The organism is Bradyrhizobium quebecense (assembly GCF_013373795.3).
Classification (GTDB): Bacteria; Pseudomonadota; Alphaproteobacteria; order Rhizobiales; family Xanthobacteraceae; genus Bradyrhizobium; species Bradyrhizobium quebecense.
The window spans coordinates 1,001,589-1,017,427 of the sequence record NZ_CP088022.1; the positions used below are offsets into that span (position 1 = coordinate 1,001,589).

At 64.9% G+C, this 15,839-nt stretch carries 16 protein-coding genes; 14 read left to right on the forward strand and 2 right to left on the reverse strand.

The genetic code is table 11. The features are described 5' to 3' along the window. The first annotated feature begins 29 nt into the window (after nt 1–29). From HU230_RS04745 to HU230_RS04770, 6 genes are all read left to right on the forward strand, one after another. Nucleotides 30–1,820 (forward strand): FAD-dependent oxidoreductase, encoded by a 1,791-nt coding sequence (locus HU230_RS04745; RefSeq protein WP_176532692.1) that lies wholly within the window; start codon nt 30–32, stop codon nt 1,818–1,820. An 80-nt stretch (nt 1,821–1,900) separates the two neighbouring features. After that, complete coding sequence (locus tag HU230_RS04750) at nt 1,901–3,244, forward strand: ABC transporter substrate-binding protein (protein ID WP_176532691.1); 1,344 nt, start codon at nt 1,901–1,903, stop codon at nt 3,242–3,244. A 56-nt stretch (nt 3,245–3,300) separates the two neighbouring features. Next, the gene (locus tag HU230_RS04755) at nt 3,301–4,068 is read left to right on the forward strand and encodes an ABC transporter ATP-binding protein (protein WP_224942995.1); all 768 of its coding nucleotides are present in this window, start codon (nt 3,301–3,303) and stop codon (nt 4,066–4,068) included. Continuing rightward, nucleotides 4,065–4,769, forward strand: a complete 705-nt coding sequence (locus tag HU230_RS04760) for an ABC transporter ATP-binding protein (RefSeq protein WP_176532690.1) — start codon at nt 4,065–4,067, stop codon at nt 4,767–4,769. The genes HU230_RS04755 and HU230_RS04760 overlap by 4 nt, the downstream gene beginning before the upstream one ends. A gap of 7 nt (nt 4,770–4,776) precedes the next feature. Further along, nucleotides 4,777–5,643 (forward strand): branched-chain amino acid ABC transporter permease, encoded by an 867-nt coding sequence (locus HU230_RS04765; protein WP_176532689.1) that lies wholly within the window; start codon nt 4,777–4,779, stop codon nt 5,641–5,643. After that, nucleotides 5,640–6,734 (forward strand): branched-chain amino acid ABC transporter permease, encoded by a 1,095-nt coding sequence (locus HU230_RS04770; RefSeq protein ID WP_176532688.1) that lies wholly within the window; start codon nt 5,640–5,642, stop codon nt 6,732–6,734. Before HU230_RS04765 ends, HU230_RS04770 begins: the two co-directional genes overlap by 4 nt. A gap of 89 nt (nt 6,735–6,823) precedes the next feature. Here HU230_RS04770 and HU230_RS04775 read toward each other — a convergent pair whose 3' ends face one another. Together HU230_RS04775 and HU230_RS04780 are read right to left on the reverse strand one after the other, a co-directional pair. Next, nucleotides 6,824–7,219 (reverse strand): nuclear transport factor 2 family protein, encoded by a 396-nt coding sequence (locus HU230_RS04775; RefSeq protein WP_420840928.1) that lies wholly within the window; start codon nt 7,217–7,219, stop codon nt 6,824–6,826. A 287-nt stretch (nt 7,220–7,506) separates the two neighbouring features. After that, on the reverse strand, nt 7,507–8,427 hold the full coding sequence (locus tag HU230_RS04780; protein WP_176532686.1) for an alpha/beta fold hydrolase: 921 nt from the start codon (nt 8,425–8,427) through the stop codon (nt 7,507–7,509). A gap of 181 nt (nt 8,428–8,608) precedes the next feature. Between HU230_RS04780 and HU230_RS04785 the strand changes: the two genes are divergently transcribed. The 8 genes from HU230_RS04785 (at nt 8,609) to paaA (ending at nt 15,834) form a co-directional block, all read left to right on the forward strand. Beyond that, entirely contained in the window at nt 8,609–8,992 is a 384-nt protein-coding gene (locus HU230_RS04785) for a hypothetical protein (RefSeq protein WP_176532685.1), read from the forward strand. Then, nucleotides 8,989–10,071, forward strand: a complete 1,083-nt coding sequence (locus tag HU230_RS04790) for a PHA/PHB synthase family protein (protein WP_176532684.1) — start codon at nt 8,989–8,991, stop codon at nt 10,069–10,071. Before HU230_RS04785 ends, HU230_RS04790 begins: the two co-directional genes overlap by 4 nt. Further along, complete coding sequence (locus HU230_RS04795; RefSeq protein ID WP_176532683.1) at nt 10,068–10,664, forward strand: GNAT family N-acetyltransferase; 597 nt, start codon at nt 10,068–10,070, stop codon at nt 10,662–10,664. The genes HU230_RS04790 and HU230_RS04795 overlap by 4 nt, the downstream gene beginning before the upstream one ends. A 181-nt stretch (nt 10,665–10,845) precedes the next feature. Further along, nucleotides 10,846–11,322: a phasin gene (locus HU230_RS04800; protein ID WP_176532682.1), complete on the forward strand. Its 477-nt coding sequence runs from the start codon at nt 10,846–10,848 to the stop codon at nt 11,320–11,322. Between the two features lie 227 nt (nt 11,323–11,549). Beyond that, complete coding sequence (locus HU230_RS04805; RefSeq protein ID WP_176532681.1) at nt 11,550–12,833, forward strand: DUF445 domain-containing protein; 1,284 nt, start codon at nt 11,550–11,552, stop codon at nt 12,831–12,833. A 203-nt stretch (nt 12,834–13,036) separates the two neighbouring features. Beyond that, nucleotides 13,037–13,807 carry an esterase/lipase family protein gene (locus HU230_RS04810; RefSeq protein ID WP_176532680.1) on the forward strand — a complete coding sequence of 257 codons (771 nt, stop codon included), beginning with the start codon at nt 13,037–13,039 and terminating at the stop codon, nt 13,805–13,807. Nucleotides 13,808–13,895: 88 nt separating this feature from the next. Then, complete coding sequence (gene paaX / locus HU230_RS04815) at nt 13,896–14,765, forward strand: phenylacetic acid degradation operon negative regulatory protein PaaX (protein ID WP_176532679.1); 870 nt, start codon at nt 13,896–13,898, stop codon at nt 14,763–14,765. Between the two features lie 76 nt (nt 14,766–14,841). After that, nucleotides 14,842–15,834, forward strand: coding sequence for a 1,2-phenylacetyl-CoA epoxidase subunit PaaA (gene paaA, locus HU230_RS04820; protein ID WP_176532678.1), 993 nt, complete (start codon nt 14,842–14,844; stop codon nt 15,832–15,834). Nucleotides 15,835–15,839: the final 5 nt, after the last annotated feature.

Consider the following 15,839-nt stretch of genomic DNA (forward strand, 5'->3'; position numbering starts at 1 on the left):
CAACCAACAAGACGACCAAGGAGAGGACCATGACCAGCAAACCGATCGAGACCGACGTCCTTGTCGTCGGCAGCGGCCCGGCCGGCGCGACGGCGGCGGCGCTGCTCGGCATGTATGGCGTCAAGCATATCCTGGTGACGAAATATGGCTGGCTGGCGGACACGCCGCGCGCCCACATCACCAACCAGCGCGCGATGGAGGTGCTGCGCGATCTCGGCCTCGAGGAGAAGGCCGTCGCGCAGGCCGTGCCGCAGCATCTGATGGCCAACAACGTGTTCTGCGAGAGCCTCGCCGGCGAGGAATTCGGCCGGCTGTATTCCTGGGGCAACCATCCCTCGCGCAAGGCTGATTACGATCTCGCCAGTCCCGCGCGCATCTGCGACCTGCCGCAGAATTTCCTCGAGCCGATCCTGATCGAGGCCGCCGGCCAGCGCGGCACCTCGCTGTGCTTCAACACCGAGTTCGTCGACCTGGTGCAGGATGCCGACGGCGTCACGGCGACCGTGAAGGATCGCCTGTCCGGTGAGACCTATCAGATCCGCGCTAAATATCTGATCGGCGCCGATGGCGGCCGCAGCCGGGTCGCCGAAGTGATCGGGCTGCCGATGGAGGGCCAGATGGGCCGCGCCGGCAGCATGAACATCATCGTGCAGGCCGACTTGAGCAAGTACGTCGCGCATCGGCCGAGCGTGCTGTACTGGGTGCTGCAGCCCGGTGCCGAGATCGGCGGCATCGGTGCCGGCCTGATCCGAATGGTGCGGCCATGGAATGAGTGGCTGATCATCTGGGGCTACGATATCGAGCAGGGCGAGCGCAAGCTCTCTAATGACGAGGCGATCTCGATCGTGCGCAATCTCGTCGGCGACGAGACCCTCGAGGTCAAGGTGCGCTCCACCTCGACCTGGACCGTGAACGAGATGTATGCCGGCCACTATTCGTCCGGCCGCGTGTTCTGCGTCGGCGACGCCGTGCATCGCCATCCGCCGACCAACGGCCTCGGCTCCAACACCTCGATCCAGGATTCGTTCAATCTGTGCTGGAAGCTGAAACTGGTGCTCGAGGGTCACGCGGCGCCGTCGCTGCTGGAAACATATTCGGCCGAGCGCCAGCCGGTCGGCAAGCAGATCGTGACCCGCGCCAACAAGAGCATCGGCGACTTCCCGCCGATCTTCGAGGCGGTGGGCCTCGTCGCCTCGACCGATCCGGTTGAGGCGCGCAAGGCGATCGCGGCGCGCAAGGCGCCGACCGCCGAGGGCAAGGCGCGCCGCAAGAAGCTCTACGAGGCGATCGCCAACAAGAGCTACGAGTTCAACTGCCACGGCGTCGAGATGAACCAACGCTACGGGTCGACCGCCGTGGTGTCCGATGGCACGCCGATGCCGGCCTTCAGTCGCGATCACGAGCTGTATTATCAGGCCACCACCTGGCCCGGCGCGCACCTGCCGCATGTCTGGGTCGAGCATCAGGGCGAGCGGAAGTCGACGCTCGATCTCACCGGCAAGGGCCGCTTCACGCTGCTCACCGGGATCGGCGGCGACGGTTGGAAGGCGGCCGCTGCCGCGGTCGAGAAGGCCTACGGCCTGCCGCTCGATGTGGTGACGATCGGCCCGCAAGGCTGCGATGCCCTCGACATCTATGCCGACTGGTATCGCCAGAGCGAGGTCGATGAGGACGGCTGCGTGCTGGTGCGTCCCGACATGTATGTCGCCTGGCGCGCCAGGGAGGCGGCGGGGAATGCCTCCGATGTGCTGCTCGACGTGTTCGGTCAGATCCTCGGCCGCGGCGCGAAGGCGCAAACGAAGTCCGTCGCCGCCGCGTGATGCGGCGCGGCGCTGGCAATTTTCAGAACGGAATGAACGGCAGCCGGCTTGAAAACCGGCTTGCCTCAAGGGAGGGGAAAATGACCAAGGAACATTTGAACGCCAACGACCACTTGAACGCATTGTCTTTCGATCGCCGCCGCGTGCTGCAAAGCATCGCCGGCGGTTTCGCCGCCGCAGGCGCGACCACGTTGTTCTCTCCGGCCATCCGAGCCGCCAACAAGCCGATCAAGATCGGCTATGTCTCGCCGAAGAGCGGGCCGCTCGCGGCGTTCGCCGAAGCCGACGATTTCGTGCTCGGCGAATTCAGGAAATTCATCAAGGATGGCGTCAAGGTCGGATCGCAGACCTATCCGGTCGAGGTGGTGACCAAGGACAGCCAATCGAATCCGAACCGCGCCGCCGAAGTCGCCAAGGAACTGATCATCCGCGACAATGTCAGCCTGATCGTGGTCGGCGCGACGCCGGAGACCAACAATCCGGTGGCGACGCAGTGCGAGCTCGAACAGGTGCCATGCATTTCCACCGTCGCACCGTGGCAGACCAATTTCATCGGCCGCCAGGCCAATCCCGGCGACCCCAAGAGCTGGAAGCCGTTCGACTACACCTTCCATTATTTCTGGGGCCTCGAGGACGTGATCGGCGTCTTCACCAGCATGTGGAGCCAGGTCGCGACCAACAAATCGGTCGGCGCGCTGTTTCCGAACGATGCCGACGGCAATGCCTGGGGCGACACCACGATCGGCTTCCCGCCTGTCATGGCCAAGCAGGGCTTCAAGCTGACCGATCCCGGCCGCTTCCAGAATCTCACCGATGATTTCAGCTCGCAGATTGCCGCCTTCCGTGGCGCCGATGCCGAGATCATCACGGGCGTGATCATCCCGCCCGACTTCACCACGTTCTGGAATCAGGCGCGCCAGAAGGGGTTGAAGCCGAAGGTCGTGTCGGTCGCCAAGGCGTTGCTGTTCCCGGCGTCGGTGCAGGCGCTCGGCAAGGGCGGCAACAACATCTCGACCGAGGTCTGGTGGACGCCGACGCATCCCTACAAGTCGAGCCTCAGCGGCGTCAGCGCGGCCGATCTCGCCAAGGGATATGAGCAGGCCTCCGGCAAGCAGTGGACCCAGCCGATCGGCTTCGTGCATTCGCTGTTCGAGGTCGCGATCGACGCGATCAAGCGCTCCGGCGATCCGGGCGATGGCGCGGCGCTCGCGAAAGCGATCGGCGCCACCAAGCTCGATACGATCGTGGGCCAGGTCGCGTTCGGCTCCAGCGCGGTGCCGCCATTCGCTGCGAAGAACATCGCCAAGACACCGCTGGTCGGCGGCCAGTGGCGGCTCAATGGCGACAAGTACGACATGGTGATCACGGACAACAAGCTGGCGCCGCAGATCCCGCTCGGCGGCGACATGCAGGCGTTGAGCTAGCGCAAGTCGGCGCTTCATCGCAGGCAAGAATCGAAAGCAAGAATCGAAGGCAGCAGATGCGTGGCATTGCCACGCATCTTCTTTCCGCCGCAATCATCCAGTGGGCGACCATGCTCGAACTTCATGCCATCTCGAAAAGGTTCGGCGCCATCGTCGTTGCCGACGCGATCGACCTGACGCTCGTGTCCGGCGAGGCGCTGGGCGTGATCGGGCCGAACGGTGCCGGCAAATCGACGCTGTTTAACCTGATCACCGGGCTGCTGCGGCCGGATGCCGGCCGCGTCGTCCTCGATGGCGTCGACATCACGGCTCTCGCTCCCGAAGCACGCTGCCGCGCCGGCATCGGGCGTTCGTTCCAGATCCCGCAGCCGTTCGATCATCTCTCGGTGTTCGAGAACCTTGCGGTCGCGGCCTTGTTCGGTGGCGGGCTCTCGGAGGCCGATGCGGTCCAGCATTGCGGCCGCATGCTTGATCTGACCGGCCTCGAAGCCAAGGCCAACCGGCTTGCGGGCAGCCTGCCGCTGCTCGATCGCAAGCGGCTGGAGCTGGCGCGGGCGCTCGCCACCAAGCCGCGCACGCTGCTGCTCGACGAGATCGCAGGCGGTCTCACCGATGCCGAATGTCACGAACTGGTCGAGACCATCCGCACCATCCACGCCGAAGGCGTCGGCATCATCTGGATCGAGCATGTGGTGCACGCGCTGCTCGCGGTGGTGCAGCGGTTGGTGGTGCTGAACTTCGGCAAGGTGGTCGCGCAAGGCGTGCCGGTCGAGGTGATGCGCTCGCGCGAGGTCGAGACCATTTACATGGGAGTGCCGGCATGACTGCGCTGCTCAATGTCACGGCGCTCGATGCGTTCTACGGCGACTTCCAGGCGCTGTTCGGCATCGACTTCGAGCTGAGCGAAGGCGAGGCGGTCGCGGTGATCGGCGCCAACGGCGCCGGCAAATCGACCATGTTGAAGTCGCTGGCCGGGCTCGTGAAGAACCGGTCCGATGCCATCCGCCTCGGCGGTCGGGCGATCGGCGATGCGTCCGCCGCCCGCATCGTGCGGCTCGGCCTTGCGCTGGTCCCCGAGGGCCGTCAGCTGTTTCCCTCGCTCAGCGTCGAGGAGAATTTGCTGATCGGCGCCTATGGCGGCGAACGCAGCGCGCCGTGGGATCTCGCGGCGGTCTACCGGATGTTCCCGGTGCTGAAGGAGCGGCGGCGCGGCGCCGTCACGGCGTTGTCGGGCGGCCAGCAGCAGATGGTGGCGATCGGCCGCGCGCTGATGTCGAACCCACAGGTCCTGCTGTGCGACGAGATCAGCCTCGGCCTCGCGCCGATCGTGGTGGAAGACATCTACCGCATGCTGCCGCAGATCCGTTCGGGCGGCACCGCGGTCGTGCTGGTCGAACAGGACATCGCCCGCGCGCTGCGGGCCGCCGATCGCTTCTATTGCCTGCAGGAAGGTCGCGTCACGCTGAGCGGGCGGCCGAAGGATGTGGATCAGGACACGATCCGCGCGGCCTATTTCGGAGCATGAGGGAGCCATGAGCGGGTTCGATACCATCATCGAGGGCGTGCTGCTCGGCGGCGTCTATGCGCTGTTCGCGCTCGGCCTGTCGCTGATCTTCGGCATCATGCGGCTCGTCAATCTGGCGCATGGCGACCTGATCCTGCTCGCGGCCTATCTGGTGCTCAGCGCGACCACGGCGCTCGGCCTGCCGTTTGCGGCCGCAGCCCTCTTGGTCGTCGTGACGATGTTCGTGCTCGGCTTCGTGCTGCAGCGGCTGGTGCTGGAGCGGGTGCTCGGCGACGACATTCTGCCGCCGCTGCTGGTCACCTTCGGCCTGTCGATCGTGATCCAGAACGGGTTGCTGCTGGGCTACGGCGCGGACAGCCGGCGGCTGCAGGCGGGCGCGTTCGAATCCTCGTCGGTGACGCTGGCCCCGGGCTTGAGCGTCGGACTGGCGCCGCTCACGGCGCTGGTGACGGCGATCGCCGCCGTCGCGCTGCTGCAGCTCATTTTCTACCGCACCTCGCTCGGCCGCGCCTTCCGCGCCACCGCCGACAATCCCGCGATCGCGCAATTGATGGGAGTCAATGAGCGCAATGTCTACGCCATTGCGGTCGGGCTGTCGCTCGCGGTGTCGGTGATTGCCGCTGTCGTGTTCGGCATCCGCGCCAGCTTCGATCCGTCGATCGGCCCGGCGCGGCTGCTCTATGCGTTCGAGGCCGTGATCATCGGCGGTCTCGGCAGTCTGTGGGGAACGCTGGCGGGCGGCATCGTGCTTGGGCTGGCGCAGGCGATCGGGGGGCGGATCAATCCGGAATGGCAGATCCTGGCCGGCCATCTCACCTTCCTTGCCGTGCTGATGGTGCGGCCGCGCGGTCTGTTTCCGGCGAGGCGGACATGAGCGTCGAAAGCATCCATGTCCCGGCAAGCCGGGAGCAACGCCCGGCGGATCTGCCGGTGTGGCAAATTCGGATCGGCACGCGGTTGTCGCGCGCTGCCGCGGTGGCCGGCATCGCGCTGGTCGTGGTGCTTGCCGCGTTGCCCGCGATCGCGTCGCGCAATTTGATCCAGGATTTGATCTTCGTCTTCACCATGCTGACGCTGGCGCAGCTCTGGAACGTGCTGGCCGGGTGGGGCGGGCTGGTGTCGGTCGGGCAGCAGGCGTTTGTCGGGCTCGGCGCCTATGCGCTGTTTGGCGGCATCGTGCTGGCCGGGCTCGACCCCGTTGCGGCGATCCCGCTGGCCGGGCTGTTCGCGGCGCTGATCGCGGCGGTGCTCGGCCCGTTGCTGTTCCGGCTGGAGGGACCGTATTTCGCGATCGGCAGCTGGGTGGCCGCTGAAGCGCTGCGGCTGATCTGCGCCCAGTTCAAGTCGCTCGGCGGCGGCACCGGGATGTCGATCTCGCCGAGCGAACTGTCGCAAATGGTCGGGCTGAAGGCGGTGCAGGCGCTGCTCGGATTGCGGCCGGCGGCCGCGCGCGACGTGCTGGTCTACTGGCTGGCGCTGCTGCTCGCCGTGCTGGTCACGCTCGGCATCTACGCCTTCATCCGCTCGCGCCATGGCCTCGCGCTGGCGGCAAGCCGCGACAACGCAGCGGCCGCGCGCAGCGTCGGCGTCCGCACCGCGCGGATTCGCCATGTGCTGTGGATCGCGGTCGCCTTCGCCACCGGCATGGTCGGCGCGGTGGTCTATCTGCAGAAGGCACGCATCTCGCCGGACGCCGCCTTCAGCGTCACCGACTGGACCGCCTATGTGATCTTCATCGTCGTGATCGGCGGCGTGCGGACCATCGAAGGCCCGATGGTCGGCGTGCTCCTGCTGTGGGGGCTGGTCACCTGGCTCGCCCAGTATGGCAGCCTGTATCTGGTCGTGCTCGGCACGCTCGCCATCCTGATCATGCTGTTCATGCCAAGGGGCGTGTGGGGCGCGGCAGCGCGGCGCTGGCACGTGCAACTGTTTCCGACCCAACGCTGGCTCGGCCGCAGCCGATAGCCAAGCCCAATACCGTCATGGCCGGGGAGATAGGCGAGCGGAAGCGGCGCCGTCCTTCGGGCGGCTGTGCCCGGCCATGACGAAGAGGCTCAGAACATCGTGTTGTTATTCGCAGGATTCTCCGGAACGGGCTGCACCACATCCCAATGCTCGACGATCTTGCCGTCCTCGAGCTTGAAGATGTCTACGATCGCATTGCCGCGGGTGCCGGGCTCGCGTACGGCGTGGACGTGCAAGATCACGTAGTCGCCGTCGACGAACGAACGCTTGATCTCGCTGTGCGAGTTCGGAAACTTCTCGCGCAGGAAGCCGATGAACTTGCGGAAGCCTTCGGGACCGTCGGCCGCGCCGGGATTGTGCTGCACATAGCGGTTGCCGACATAGGCGAGCGCCGCGTCGGCGTCCTTCTGGTTCAGCCCCTTCTCGTAGAAGGCCAGCACCACCTTGCGGTTGGCTTCCTGCTGCGCGTCGCTGGTGGCGGCCATCGCGGTGGAAGACGCAAGCGCGAGCAAGAGAGCGGCGACGGCTGTCCGCGGCCGGAGGATGGTCTTCATCTGGGGACTCCCGAGGCTGATGGTGCGCGACCCGCGCGGTGCATTGCGCTCTCTACAGCGTCCAAGGGGTGCCCGGAAGAACGCACCCCTGGCTCACATGGTTACCGGGAGATACTAGAGCCCCGTTCCGATTGAACCGGAACGGGACTCTGGATTCTTGTTTTGACGCGTTTTCTTGACGCGAACCGGTATCCACTTCGCTCGAAAACGCTCTAGCCTCACGCCGCCTTCACCGCGGCCCCATGTGCGTGCTTGTCTATGGCGTCGATGATCTGCGGCCACATCGGGATCGGCAGCGCATGGCCCATGCCTTCGATCATCACGAGCTTTGCGCCAGGGATCGAGACCGCGGTGTCCTTGCCGCCTTCGGGATGCACCAGCGGATCGACGGTGCCGTGGATCACCAGCGTCGGTGCCTTGACGCTGCGCAGGCGCTCCTTGCGGCTGCCGGAGGCGAGGATGGCGCGGAGCTGGCGGCCGACGCCTTCCGGATTGAGGCCGCGCTCAAAGGTGCGCCGCGCACGTTCCGGGTCCAGTGCCTCATCCTCAGGGAACGAGCCGTTGCGCAGCACCTTCCAGGTCTGGCCGAAACGCACGTAGTACTCCTCCTTGCTCTTCGGCGGCGGCGCCATCAGCACCGCGGTCGCCTCGCGGGTCGGTCCCGGCACCTTTGGATTGCCTGTGGTCGACATGATCGAGGTCAGCGAGCGCACGCGCTCGGGGAAGGTGATCGCAACCTCCTGCGCGATCATGCCGCCCATCGAGGCGCCGACAAGGTGCGCGGTGCGGATGCCGAGCGCATCCATCAATCCGATCGTGTCCCGCGCCATGTCGGCCAGCCGGTAGGGCGCCGCGACCGGAACCTTCAGGAAGCGCAGCTTCAGCAGTTCAAGTGCGGTCAGCCGCTTGCCGCCGCTCATGCGGGAGGACTTGCCGATATCTCTGTTGTCGAACCGGATCACGCGAAAACCGCGCGCAGCAAGCTGGCGACAGAATTCGTCGTCCCAATGGATCATCTGGGCGCCGAGGCCCATGATCAAAAGCAGCGGCTCCGCATTCGCATCGCCAAAAATCTCGTAGCAGATGTCTATGCCGTTGGCGCGGGTTAGTTGCGGCAACTGATGGGCGAGCGTGGTCACGGGCGTCCTCTCCTGGATTCGCGGTCAGGAACCTGCATGCTGCCACGGATTGACGCAGCGCAGAAGAGCGTCAACGTCGCCGGGCGCGCCGCACTGTTGACCGATCAGCGGCAACAGTGTCGTATGGCACAAACAAACGGAAGCGCGACAAGCGCTCGGAATTGACGTGGAGGAGGGCCTCATGGCCGACAAGGGCAACGACCCTGCCGTGATCTGGCAGACGATGATTGGCGAGATGGAGAAGGGGTTCAACTCCTTCGGCAACCAGTTGATGAGCTCGCCTGAATTCTCCAAGGTGATGAATCAGGCCGGCAGCGCCGCGGCGGGCGCGCAGAAGCAGCTCGGCGAGATGATGGAGAAATATCTGCTGGCGATGAACCTGCCGAGTCGCGCCCAGCTCGTCGGCATGGCCGAGCGCCTGCAGTCGATGGAGACCCAGCTCAACGAGATCAAGACGCTGCTGCAGCAGGTGCACCACAATTCGCTGGCGCCGGACGACGGCTACGGCGCAACGCCACGGCCGCCGCGCACCAAGCGCCCGCCATCCGAGGGAGACAGCAAATGAATGCTCCCACCGGGTTTGATTTCGCCTCGATCTCCGAACGGGTACAGTCCGAGGTGCAGCGTGCGATCCAGCGCAGCATCAAGGGCGTCGAGTATTTCTCCAGCTCCGGCCCCGAGCTCGGCTCGACGCCGAAGGACGTGCTGTATTCGCGCGGCACCATGAACCTCTATCATTACCGGCCGCAGGCCAGTGAGGTCTATCGCGTGCCGGTCCTGATCGTGATGGCGACCACCAACCGCGGCTACATCCTCGACCTGGTGCCGGGGCAGAGCTTCATCGAGTTCCTGCTGAAGCGCGGCTTCGACGTCTACATGCTGGACTGGACCGCGCCGAAGCCCGAGGAGAAATCGCTGCGCATGGAGGACTACGTCCTCGACTTCATTCCGGAATCGATCCGCCGAGTGCAGCAGGACTCCGGTGAAAAGGAAGTCTCCGTGATCGGCTATTGCTTCGGCGGCGTATTGTCGCTGCTCTATGGCTCGATCTTCAACGACGGGCCGATGAAGAACCTGATCTGCTTCACCACGCCGATCGATTTCCGTGAGATGAAGCTGTTCTCGAATTTCGCCGACCGCCGCTACTTCGACGTCGACCGCCTGATCGACAGCACCGGCAACATGCCGCCCGAACTGATCCTGCAATCGTTCGACATGCTGCGGCCGGCCGCGCGCGTCGTCGGCCAGATCCAGCTCTGGGACAACATCTGGAACGACGAGTTCGTCAAGTCGTACCGGATGTTCGACCGCTGGGCGACCGACACGCTGCCGCTGGCGGGCGAATACTTCCGCGCCATCACCAAGGACCTGATGTGGGACAACAAGCTCTACAACGACACCATGACGGTCGGCGGCCGCGCGGCCAAACTCGCCGACATCAAGGTGCCGATCCTGCATGCGGTCGCCGAGCACGACCACATCGTGCCCTATGATGCGGCAAAGCACCTGATCACCAAGATCGGCTCCGAGGACAAGGAGGAGGTGATGCTGAAAGGCGGTCACGTCTCGCTGGTCGCCGGCGCCAATGCAATCAAGCGGCTGTGGCCGAAACTGGACTCCTGGTTGAGCAAGAGATCGACATGACCGAACAACGTTCCTATCCGCGCCACGTCAAGACCGAGGCGGGCGACATCGAGTTTCGCCTGATGAAGCGGGCCGACGAGGCCGCGGTGCTGGCCTTCGCGCAGAAGCTGCCGACGCATGATCTGCTGTTCCTGCCGCGCAACATCAGCCAGCCGAAGGTGCTGTCGGCCTGGATCAACGAGATCGAGCGCGGCGACATCACGAGCCTGCTTGCGATCAAGGACGGCAAGGTGGTCGGCTGCGGCACCCTGGTGCGCGATCCGCACTCCTGGTCGCCGCATGTCGGCGAGATCCGGATGGTGGTGTCGCTCGACGTGCGTGGGCAGGGCGTCGGCCGGGCGCTGTCGCAGGAGACCTTCGCCATCGCGCTCGGCGCCGGGCTGGAGAAGTTCTCGGTGCAGATGACGGTCGACCAGCGGGCGGCGATCGCGCTGTTCGAAAGCCTTGGCTTTAAGGCGGAGGCCCTGCTGCGCGACCATGTCCGCGACGTCGAGGGCAAGACCCACGACATCGTCGTGCTCGGGCACAACGTGGCTCAAGTCCGGGCGCAGATGGAGGCATACGGGGTGTCCGAGGCAGTTGGCGGTAATTAGAAACCGTAAATCGCTGGTTCCTTAGGCAATCTGCCGGATCTTTATGCTGTTCACAGGTTCGTGATATCGCGCTGCAACATTGATGTTGCGGCGCACCATGAATTGTGACACAACAGCCTTGCCCCGGGCCAATCCGGACGGGGTGAGCCCATAGCTCAAACCTGAGGATGGAGAGACCCCAATGACCACCGAAACCAATTCCGTGCTGAACAGCGTCAAGGAAGCCTTCGCGCCCGTCACCGAGGCGTTCACCAAGCTCCAGAATATGGAAGTTCCGGAAGCCGCCCGTGAGTTCGTGAAGAAGCAGGCCGAGGCCGCCAAGACCCGCGCCGCCGACGCGTATGCCGGCTCCGAGAAGGTGACCAACGTGATCGAGACCGCGGTTGCCGGTTCGGTGACCGAAGCCGCCAAGATCAGCCGCAACATCCAGCAGGCGCTCTACCAGGACGCCGAGGCGTTCTTCGCCGGTATCGACAAGCTCGCTTCCGCCAAGTCGCTGAGCGAAGCCGCCCAGATCCAGTCGGACATGGTCCGTGCGCGTGGCGAACTGTTCGTCTCGCGGGCGAAGGCCACCACCGAGTATCTCGGCAAGCTCGTCACCGACGGTGCGAAGACCGCGCAGGACAACTTCGCCAAGGTCTACAGCAAGACCGCCTGATCGCGCTTGCACTGACCACTGCCCTTTTGGAAGGCCCGCCATTTTGCGGGCCTTCTTTTTTGCCTCCTCTGACGTCATCCTGAGGTGCGAGCGGAGCGAGCCTCGAAGGATGGGAGCGAGCGACGGTGCTTGTGGCCATCCTTCGAGGCGCGCGAAGTGCGCGCACCTCAGGATGACGCCTGTACGTGTGGTATCTAGGTCAAACTAGCGTTCATTCGAAAGCCGTCATGACCCTTCCCGCCGCCCTCATTGCAACGCCCGTCGATGCCGAACGCGCGGCCGAGTTGCGGCGCGTGAAGTGGTTGGCGACCGGCGTGCTGGCGGCCACCCTCATCATCTTCATCGCCTCGAAGGCGCTGCTTGCGGTGCATCCCGCCTTCGGCTTCATCGCGGCATTCGCCGAGGCCGCGACCATCGGCGGCCTCGCCGACTGGTATGCCGTCGTCGCGCTGTTCAAGCGGCCGCTGGGGCTGCCGATCCCGCACACCGCGATCATCCAGAGCAATCAGGAGCGCATCGCCGAGAAGCTCGGCGAATTCATCGAGAACAATTTTCTGGAATCCGGGCCGGTCGAGGCCAAGCTGCGCGAGATCGATTTCGGCAGCTTCATCGCCGACTGGCTGCGCGACCGCAAACGTTCCGAGGATCTCGCCCGCTTCGTGCTGCGGATGCTGCCCGAAGCGTTTGCGGCGACCGAGAGCTCGGGCTTGATGCAATTCATCAGCCGCCGCGTCACGACGCAGGTGCTCTCGATCGATCTTGCGCCGCTTGCGGCCGGCGCGCTGCGCGGCTTCGTGCAGGAGGGCAAGCATGGCGGCCTGCTCGACGACATCCTGCGCGTGCTGCACCAGACGCTGACGCAGCAGGAGACCATGGCCGTGATCCGCGACAAGGTCCGCGCCGAGATGCCGACGCTGTTGAGGCTCTATCGCGCCGACAAGTTCGTGGTGAACCGGATCATCGCCTCGGCCACGAAATTCTTCGAGGAAGTGCGTAACGATCCGCAACATCCGTTCCGCGGCGAGTTCGACCGCATGCTGCTGTCGTTCGTCGACCGGCTCGGCAGCGACAAGGCGTTCGCCGATCGCATCGACGGTCTCAAGCGCGATCTGATGGCGCGGCCGGAGCTGGCCAATCTCGGACGCACCATCTGGGCCAACGTCAAGGATTTCATCGACCGCAGCGCCTCGGGCGAGTCGCAGGTGCTGCAGCATCAGCTGGCACGGATGTTTGTCGAGGCCGGCGACGCGCTCGACGGCGACGTCGAGCTGCGCGCCGAAATCAACCAGGGCCTGGTCGCGATCCTGCGCACGGTCGTTGCCGAACAGAAGAGCGGTGTCTCGACCTTCATCGCCGACCAGATGAAGAGCTGGGACATGGAGCAATTGATATCCCTGATCGAGGTCAATGTCGGCAAGGACCTGCAATACATCCGCTTCAACGGCTCGCTGATCGGCGGACTTGCCGGGCTTGCACTTTACACGCTGGAATATGTGCTGCGGCTGCTGTGACCGATTGGGCACGGGCGCCACATTAGTTGTGGCAAGTGTGACCTGGGCCGCTTGCACGAAAGTGATCGGTTCCCTAGCTTTTCAAGGTTGATTGTTGCGTTGCGGAACGATTCCGCCGGGTTTGCGTCAATCCTATTGACCCATCCCTGTGATTCCATTGCCGGCCGCCGAGACGTCAGGGGCCGTGCCGAAGAGGAGTTGAAATGTCCGTTGCTGCGCAGATGCTACGCCCGCCGTCCAGGACACTGATGTTTCTGGAAGGCCGCGCCATTCACGAGCTCGGTGCCTTTCTTGGTGCATTGCCGCTGCTGAGCCTCGCGCCGCGCGGCGATGGGCATCCGGTGCTGGTGCTGCCCGGGCTGATCGCCTCCGACATGTCGACGCGCCCGCTGCGCGACTTCCTCAAGAGCAAAGGCTATGCCGTCAGCGGCTGGCGCCAGGGCCGCAACCTCGGGCTTCGCGCCGGCGTGCAGGACGGGATGGTCGATCTGCTGCAGGAGATGAACGAGACCAGCGGCCGCACGGTCTCGGTGATCGGCTGGAGCCTCGGCGGTCTCTATGCGCGCCAGCTCGCCAAGATGATGCCTGAGCGCGTGCGCCAGGTGATCACCCTCGGCAGCCCGTTTGCCGCGGGCCCGAAGTCGACCAACGCCTGGCGCGTCTACGAGATGGCCAGCGGTCGCCGTGCCGACGAAGAGGACCAGCGTTTCGGCGGCTCGCTCGCCAGCGCGCCGCCGGTGCCGACCACCGCGATCTTCAGCCGCACCGACGGCGTCTGCGCCTGGCAGGGTTGCCGCGAGCAGACCTCGTCGATGACCGATAGCATCGAGGTCGAGAGCAGCCATTGCGGCATGGGCCATCATCCGGCCGTCGTCTATGCGGTCGCCGATCGCCTCGCGCAGAGGGACGGCGAGTGGGCGCCGTTCGATCGCAGCGGCTGGCGCAGCTTCGTCTATCCGGATCCCAATCGCTGACGTGCTTGCCTCGCCCCGCTTGCGGTGAGAGGCAGAAGCTATAGCGGCTGCATTGTCGTGAATCGACAAAACGCGCTATGCGTTGGGCATGCCACAGCCGCTTGCCCGCATCGTCGATCAGCTGAAGCGCGAGCCGTCACGCACGGGCTCGATCATCATCACCGTGTTCGGCGATTCCATCGTGCCGCGCGGCGGCTCGGTGTGGCTCGGCACGCTGCTCGAATTCTTCAAGTCGCTCGACATCGACGGCAATGTGGTGCGCACCGCGATGTCGCGGCTTGCCGCCGACGGCTGGCTCGAGCGCAGCAAGGTCGGCCGCAACAGTTTTTATCGCTTGAATGCGAAGGGCCGGCAGACCTTCGACACCGCAACCAGGCACATCTACGATCCGCCGCCGTCGGACTGGACCGGCCGCTTCGAGCTGCTGTTGATCGGCAATGCCGAGGATCGCGATGCCGCGCGCGAGGCGTTGAAGAATGCCGGCTTCGGCAGCCCGCTGCCCGGCGTGTGGGTCGCGCCGTCGGGCGTGCCGATCCCCGGCGAGGCATCGCGCGCGATCCGTCTGGAAGTCTCCGCGGAGGATGACAGCGGGCGCAGGTTGCTCAGCGAGAGCTGGCCGCTCGATCGTACCGCGGACGCCTATCTGAAGTTCATGAAGACGTTCGAGCCGCTGCACGGCTGGATCACCAGGGGCGAAAAGCTTAGCGATGCCGACGCCTTCACCGCGCGCATCCTGCTGATCCATCACTATCGCCGGGTCGTGCTGCGCGATCCGCTGTTGCCGTATCAGTTGTTGCCGAAGGATTGGCCGGGCCGGGCAGCGCGCAAACTCTGCGGCGAGATCTATCGCGGGCTGCTTCCGCCATCGGAACAATGGCTTGACGACCGTGCAACCAATGAGGACGGGCCGCTGCCGAAGGCCAACGGGGCCGTGGCGCGTCGCTTCGAGGGTGTCTGAACATATTACAGAAATATATTGCATTTAGAAATTTGTGTTATATATTCCTGCCCAACAACACACTGGGAGGTCGGCCATGTATACGCAGGCGCTCAATTCATCCGACGGCGACGATCGCGCCGTCGAGGATGTCGCCCGTGCCAATCAGTTCCAGGCCCGCATCGATGCCGACGAGCGCATCGAGCCGAACGACTGGATGCCCGCGGCCTATCGCAAGACGCTGACCCGGCAGATTTCCCAGCACGCCCATTCCGAAATCGTCGGCATGCTGCCGGAAGGCAACTGGATCACCCGTGCGCCGTCGCTGCGCCGCAAGGCCGCGCTGCTCGCCAAGGTGCAGGACGAATGCGGCCACGGGCTCTATCTCTACGCCGCCGCCGAGACGCTCGGCACCTCGCGCGAGGAGCTCGTCGACGCGATGCTCTCGGGCAAGGCGAAATATTCCTCGATCTTCAATTATCCGACCCTGACCTGGGCCGACATCGGCACCGTCGGCTGGCTGGTTGATGGCGCCGCGATCATGAACCAGATCCCGCTGTGCCGCTGCTCCTACGGTCCCTATGCGCGCGCGATGATCCGCGTCTGCAAGGAAGAGTCGTTCCACCAGCGCCAGGGTTTTGAGATCATGGTGACGCTGTGCCGCGGAACCGCGGAGCAGAAGGCGATGGCGCAGAACGCGCTCGATCGCTGGTGGTGGCCGGTGCTGATGATGTTCGGCCCGCCGGACCAGGTCAGCCAGCACAGCGACACCTCGACGAAGTGGAAGATCAAGCGCTTCTCTAATGACGAGCTGCGCCAGAAATTCATCGACGCCACCGTGCCGCAGGCCGAGTTCCTCGGGCTGACGATTCCCGATCCCGGCATGAAGCAGAACGAGAACGGCAATTGGGTGCACAGCCCGATCGACTGGGACGAGTTCAAGCAGGTGCTTGCCGGCAACGGCCCCTGCAACCGCGATCGCCTCGCCGCGCGCCGCGAGGCGCATGAGGAAGGCGCCTGGGTGCGCGAAGCCGCGATGGCCTATGCCGGGAAGCGCAAGAGCCGCCAGCTCGCGCAAGCCGCAGAATAAGGGAG

What these genes read in the sequence shown, in the direction of transcription:
- HU230_RS04745 (WP_176532692.1), top strand. Translation starts at nt 30, where the DNA reads ATGACCAGCAAACCGATCGAGACCGACGTCCTTGTCGTCGGCAGCGGC.
- HU230_RS04750 (WP_176532691.1), top strand. Translation starts at nt 1,901, where the DNA reads ATGACCAAGGAACATTTGAACGCCAACGACCACTTGAACGCATTGTCT.
- HU230_RS04755 (WP_224942995.1), top strand. Translation starts at nt 3,301, where the DNA reads ATGCGTGGCATTGCCACGCATCTTCTTTCCGCCGCAATCATCCAGTGG.
- HU230_RS04760 (WP_176532690.1), top strand. Translation starts at nt 4,065, where the DNA reads ATGACTGCGCTGCTCAATGTCACGGCGCTCGATGCGTTCTACGGCGAC.
- HU230_RS04765 (WP_176532689.1), top strand. Translation starts at nt 4,777, where the DNA reads ATGAGCGGGTTCGATACCATCATCGAGGGCGTGCTGCTCGGCGGCGTC.
- HU230_RS04770 (WP_176532688.1), top strand. Translation starts at nt 5,640, where the DNA reads ATGAGCGTCGAAAGCATCCATGTCCCGGCAAGCCGGGAGCAACGCCCG.
- HU230_RS04775 (WP_420840928.1), bottom strand. Translation starts at nt 7,219, where the DNA reads ATGGCCGCCACCAGCGACGCGCAGCAGGAAGCCAACCGCAAGGTGGTG.
- HU230_RS04785 (WP_176532685.1), top strand. Translation starts at nt 8,609, where the DNA reads ATGGCCGACAAGGGCAACGACCCTGCCGTGATCTGGCAGACGATGATT.
- HU230_RS04790 (WP_176532684.1), top strand. Translation starts at nt 8,989, where the DNA reads ATGAATGCTCCCACCGGGTTTGATTTCGCCTCGATCTCCGAACGGGTA.
- HU230_RS04795 (WP_176532683.1), top strand. Translation starts at nt 10,068, where the DNA reads ATGACCGAACAACGTTCCTATCCGCGCCACGTCAAGACCGAGGCGGGC.
- HU230_RS04800 (WP_176532682.1), top strand. Translation starts at nt 10,846, where the DNA reads ATGACCACCGAAACCAATTCCGTGCTGAACAGCGTCAAGGAAGCCTTC.
- HU230_RS04805 (WP_176532681.1), top strand. Translation starts at nt 11,550, where the DNA reads ATGACCCTTCCCGCCGCCCTCATTGCAACGCCCGTCGATGCCGAACGC.
- HU230_RS04810 (WP_176532680.1), top strand. Translation starts at nt 13,037, where the DNA reads ATGTCCGTTGCTGCGCAGATGCTACGCCCGCCGTCCAGGACACTGATG.
- paaX (WP_176532679.1), top strand. Translation starts at nt 13,896, where the DNA reads ATGCCACAGCCGCTTGCCCGCATCGTCGATCAGCTGAAGCGCGAGCCG.
- paaA (WP_176532678.1), top strand. Translation starts at nt 14,842, where the DNA reads ATGTATACGCAGGCGCTCAATTCATCCGACGGCGACGATCGCGCCGTC.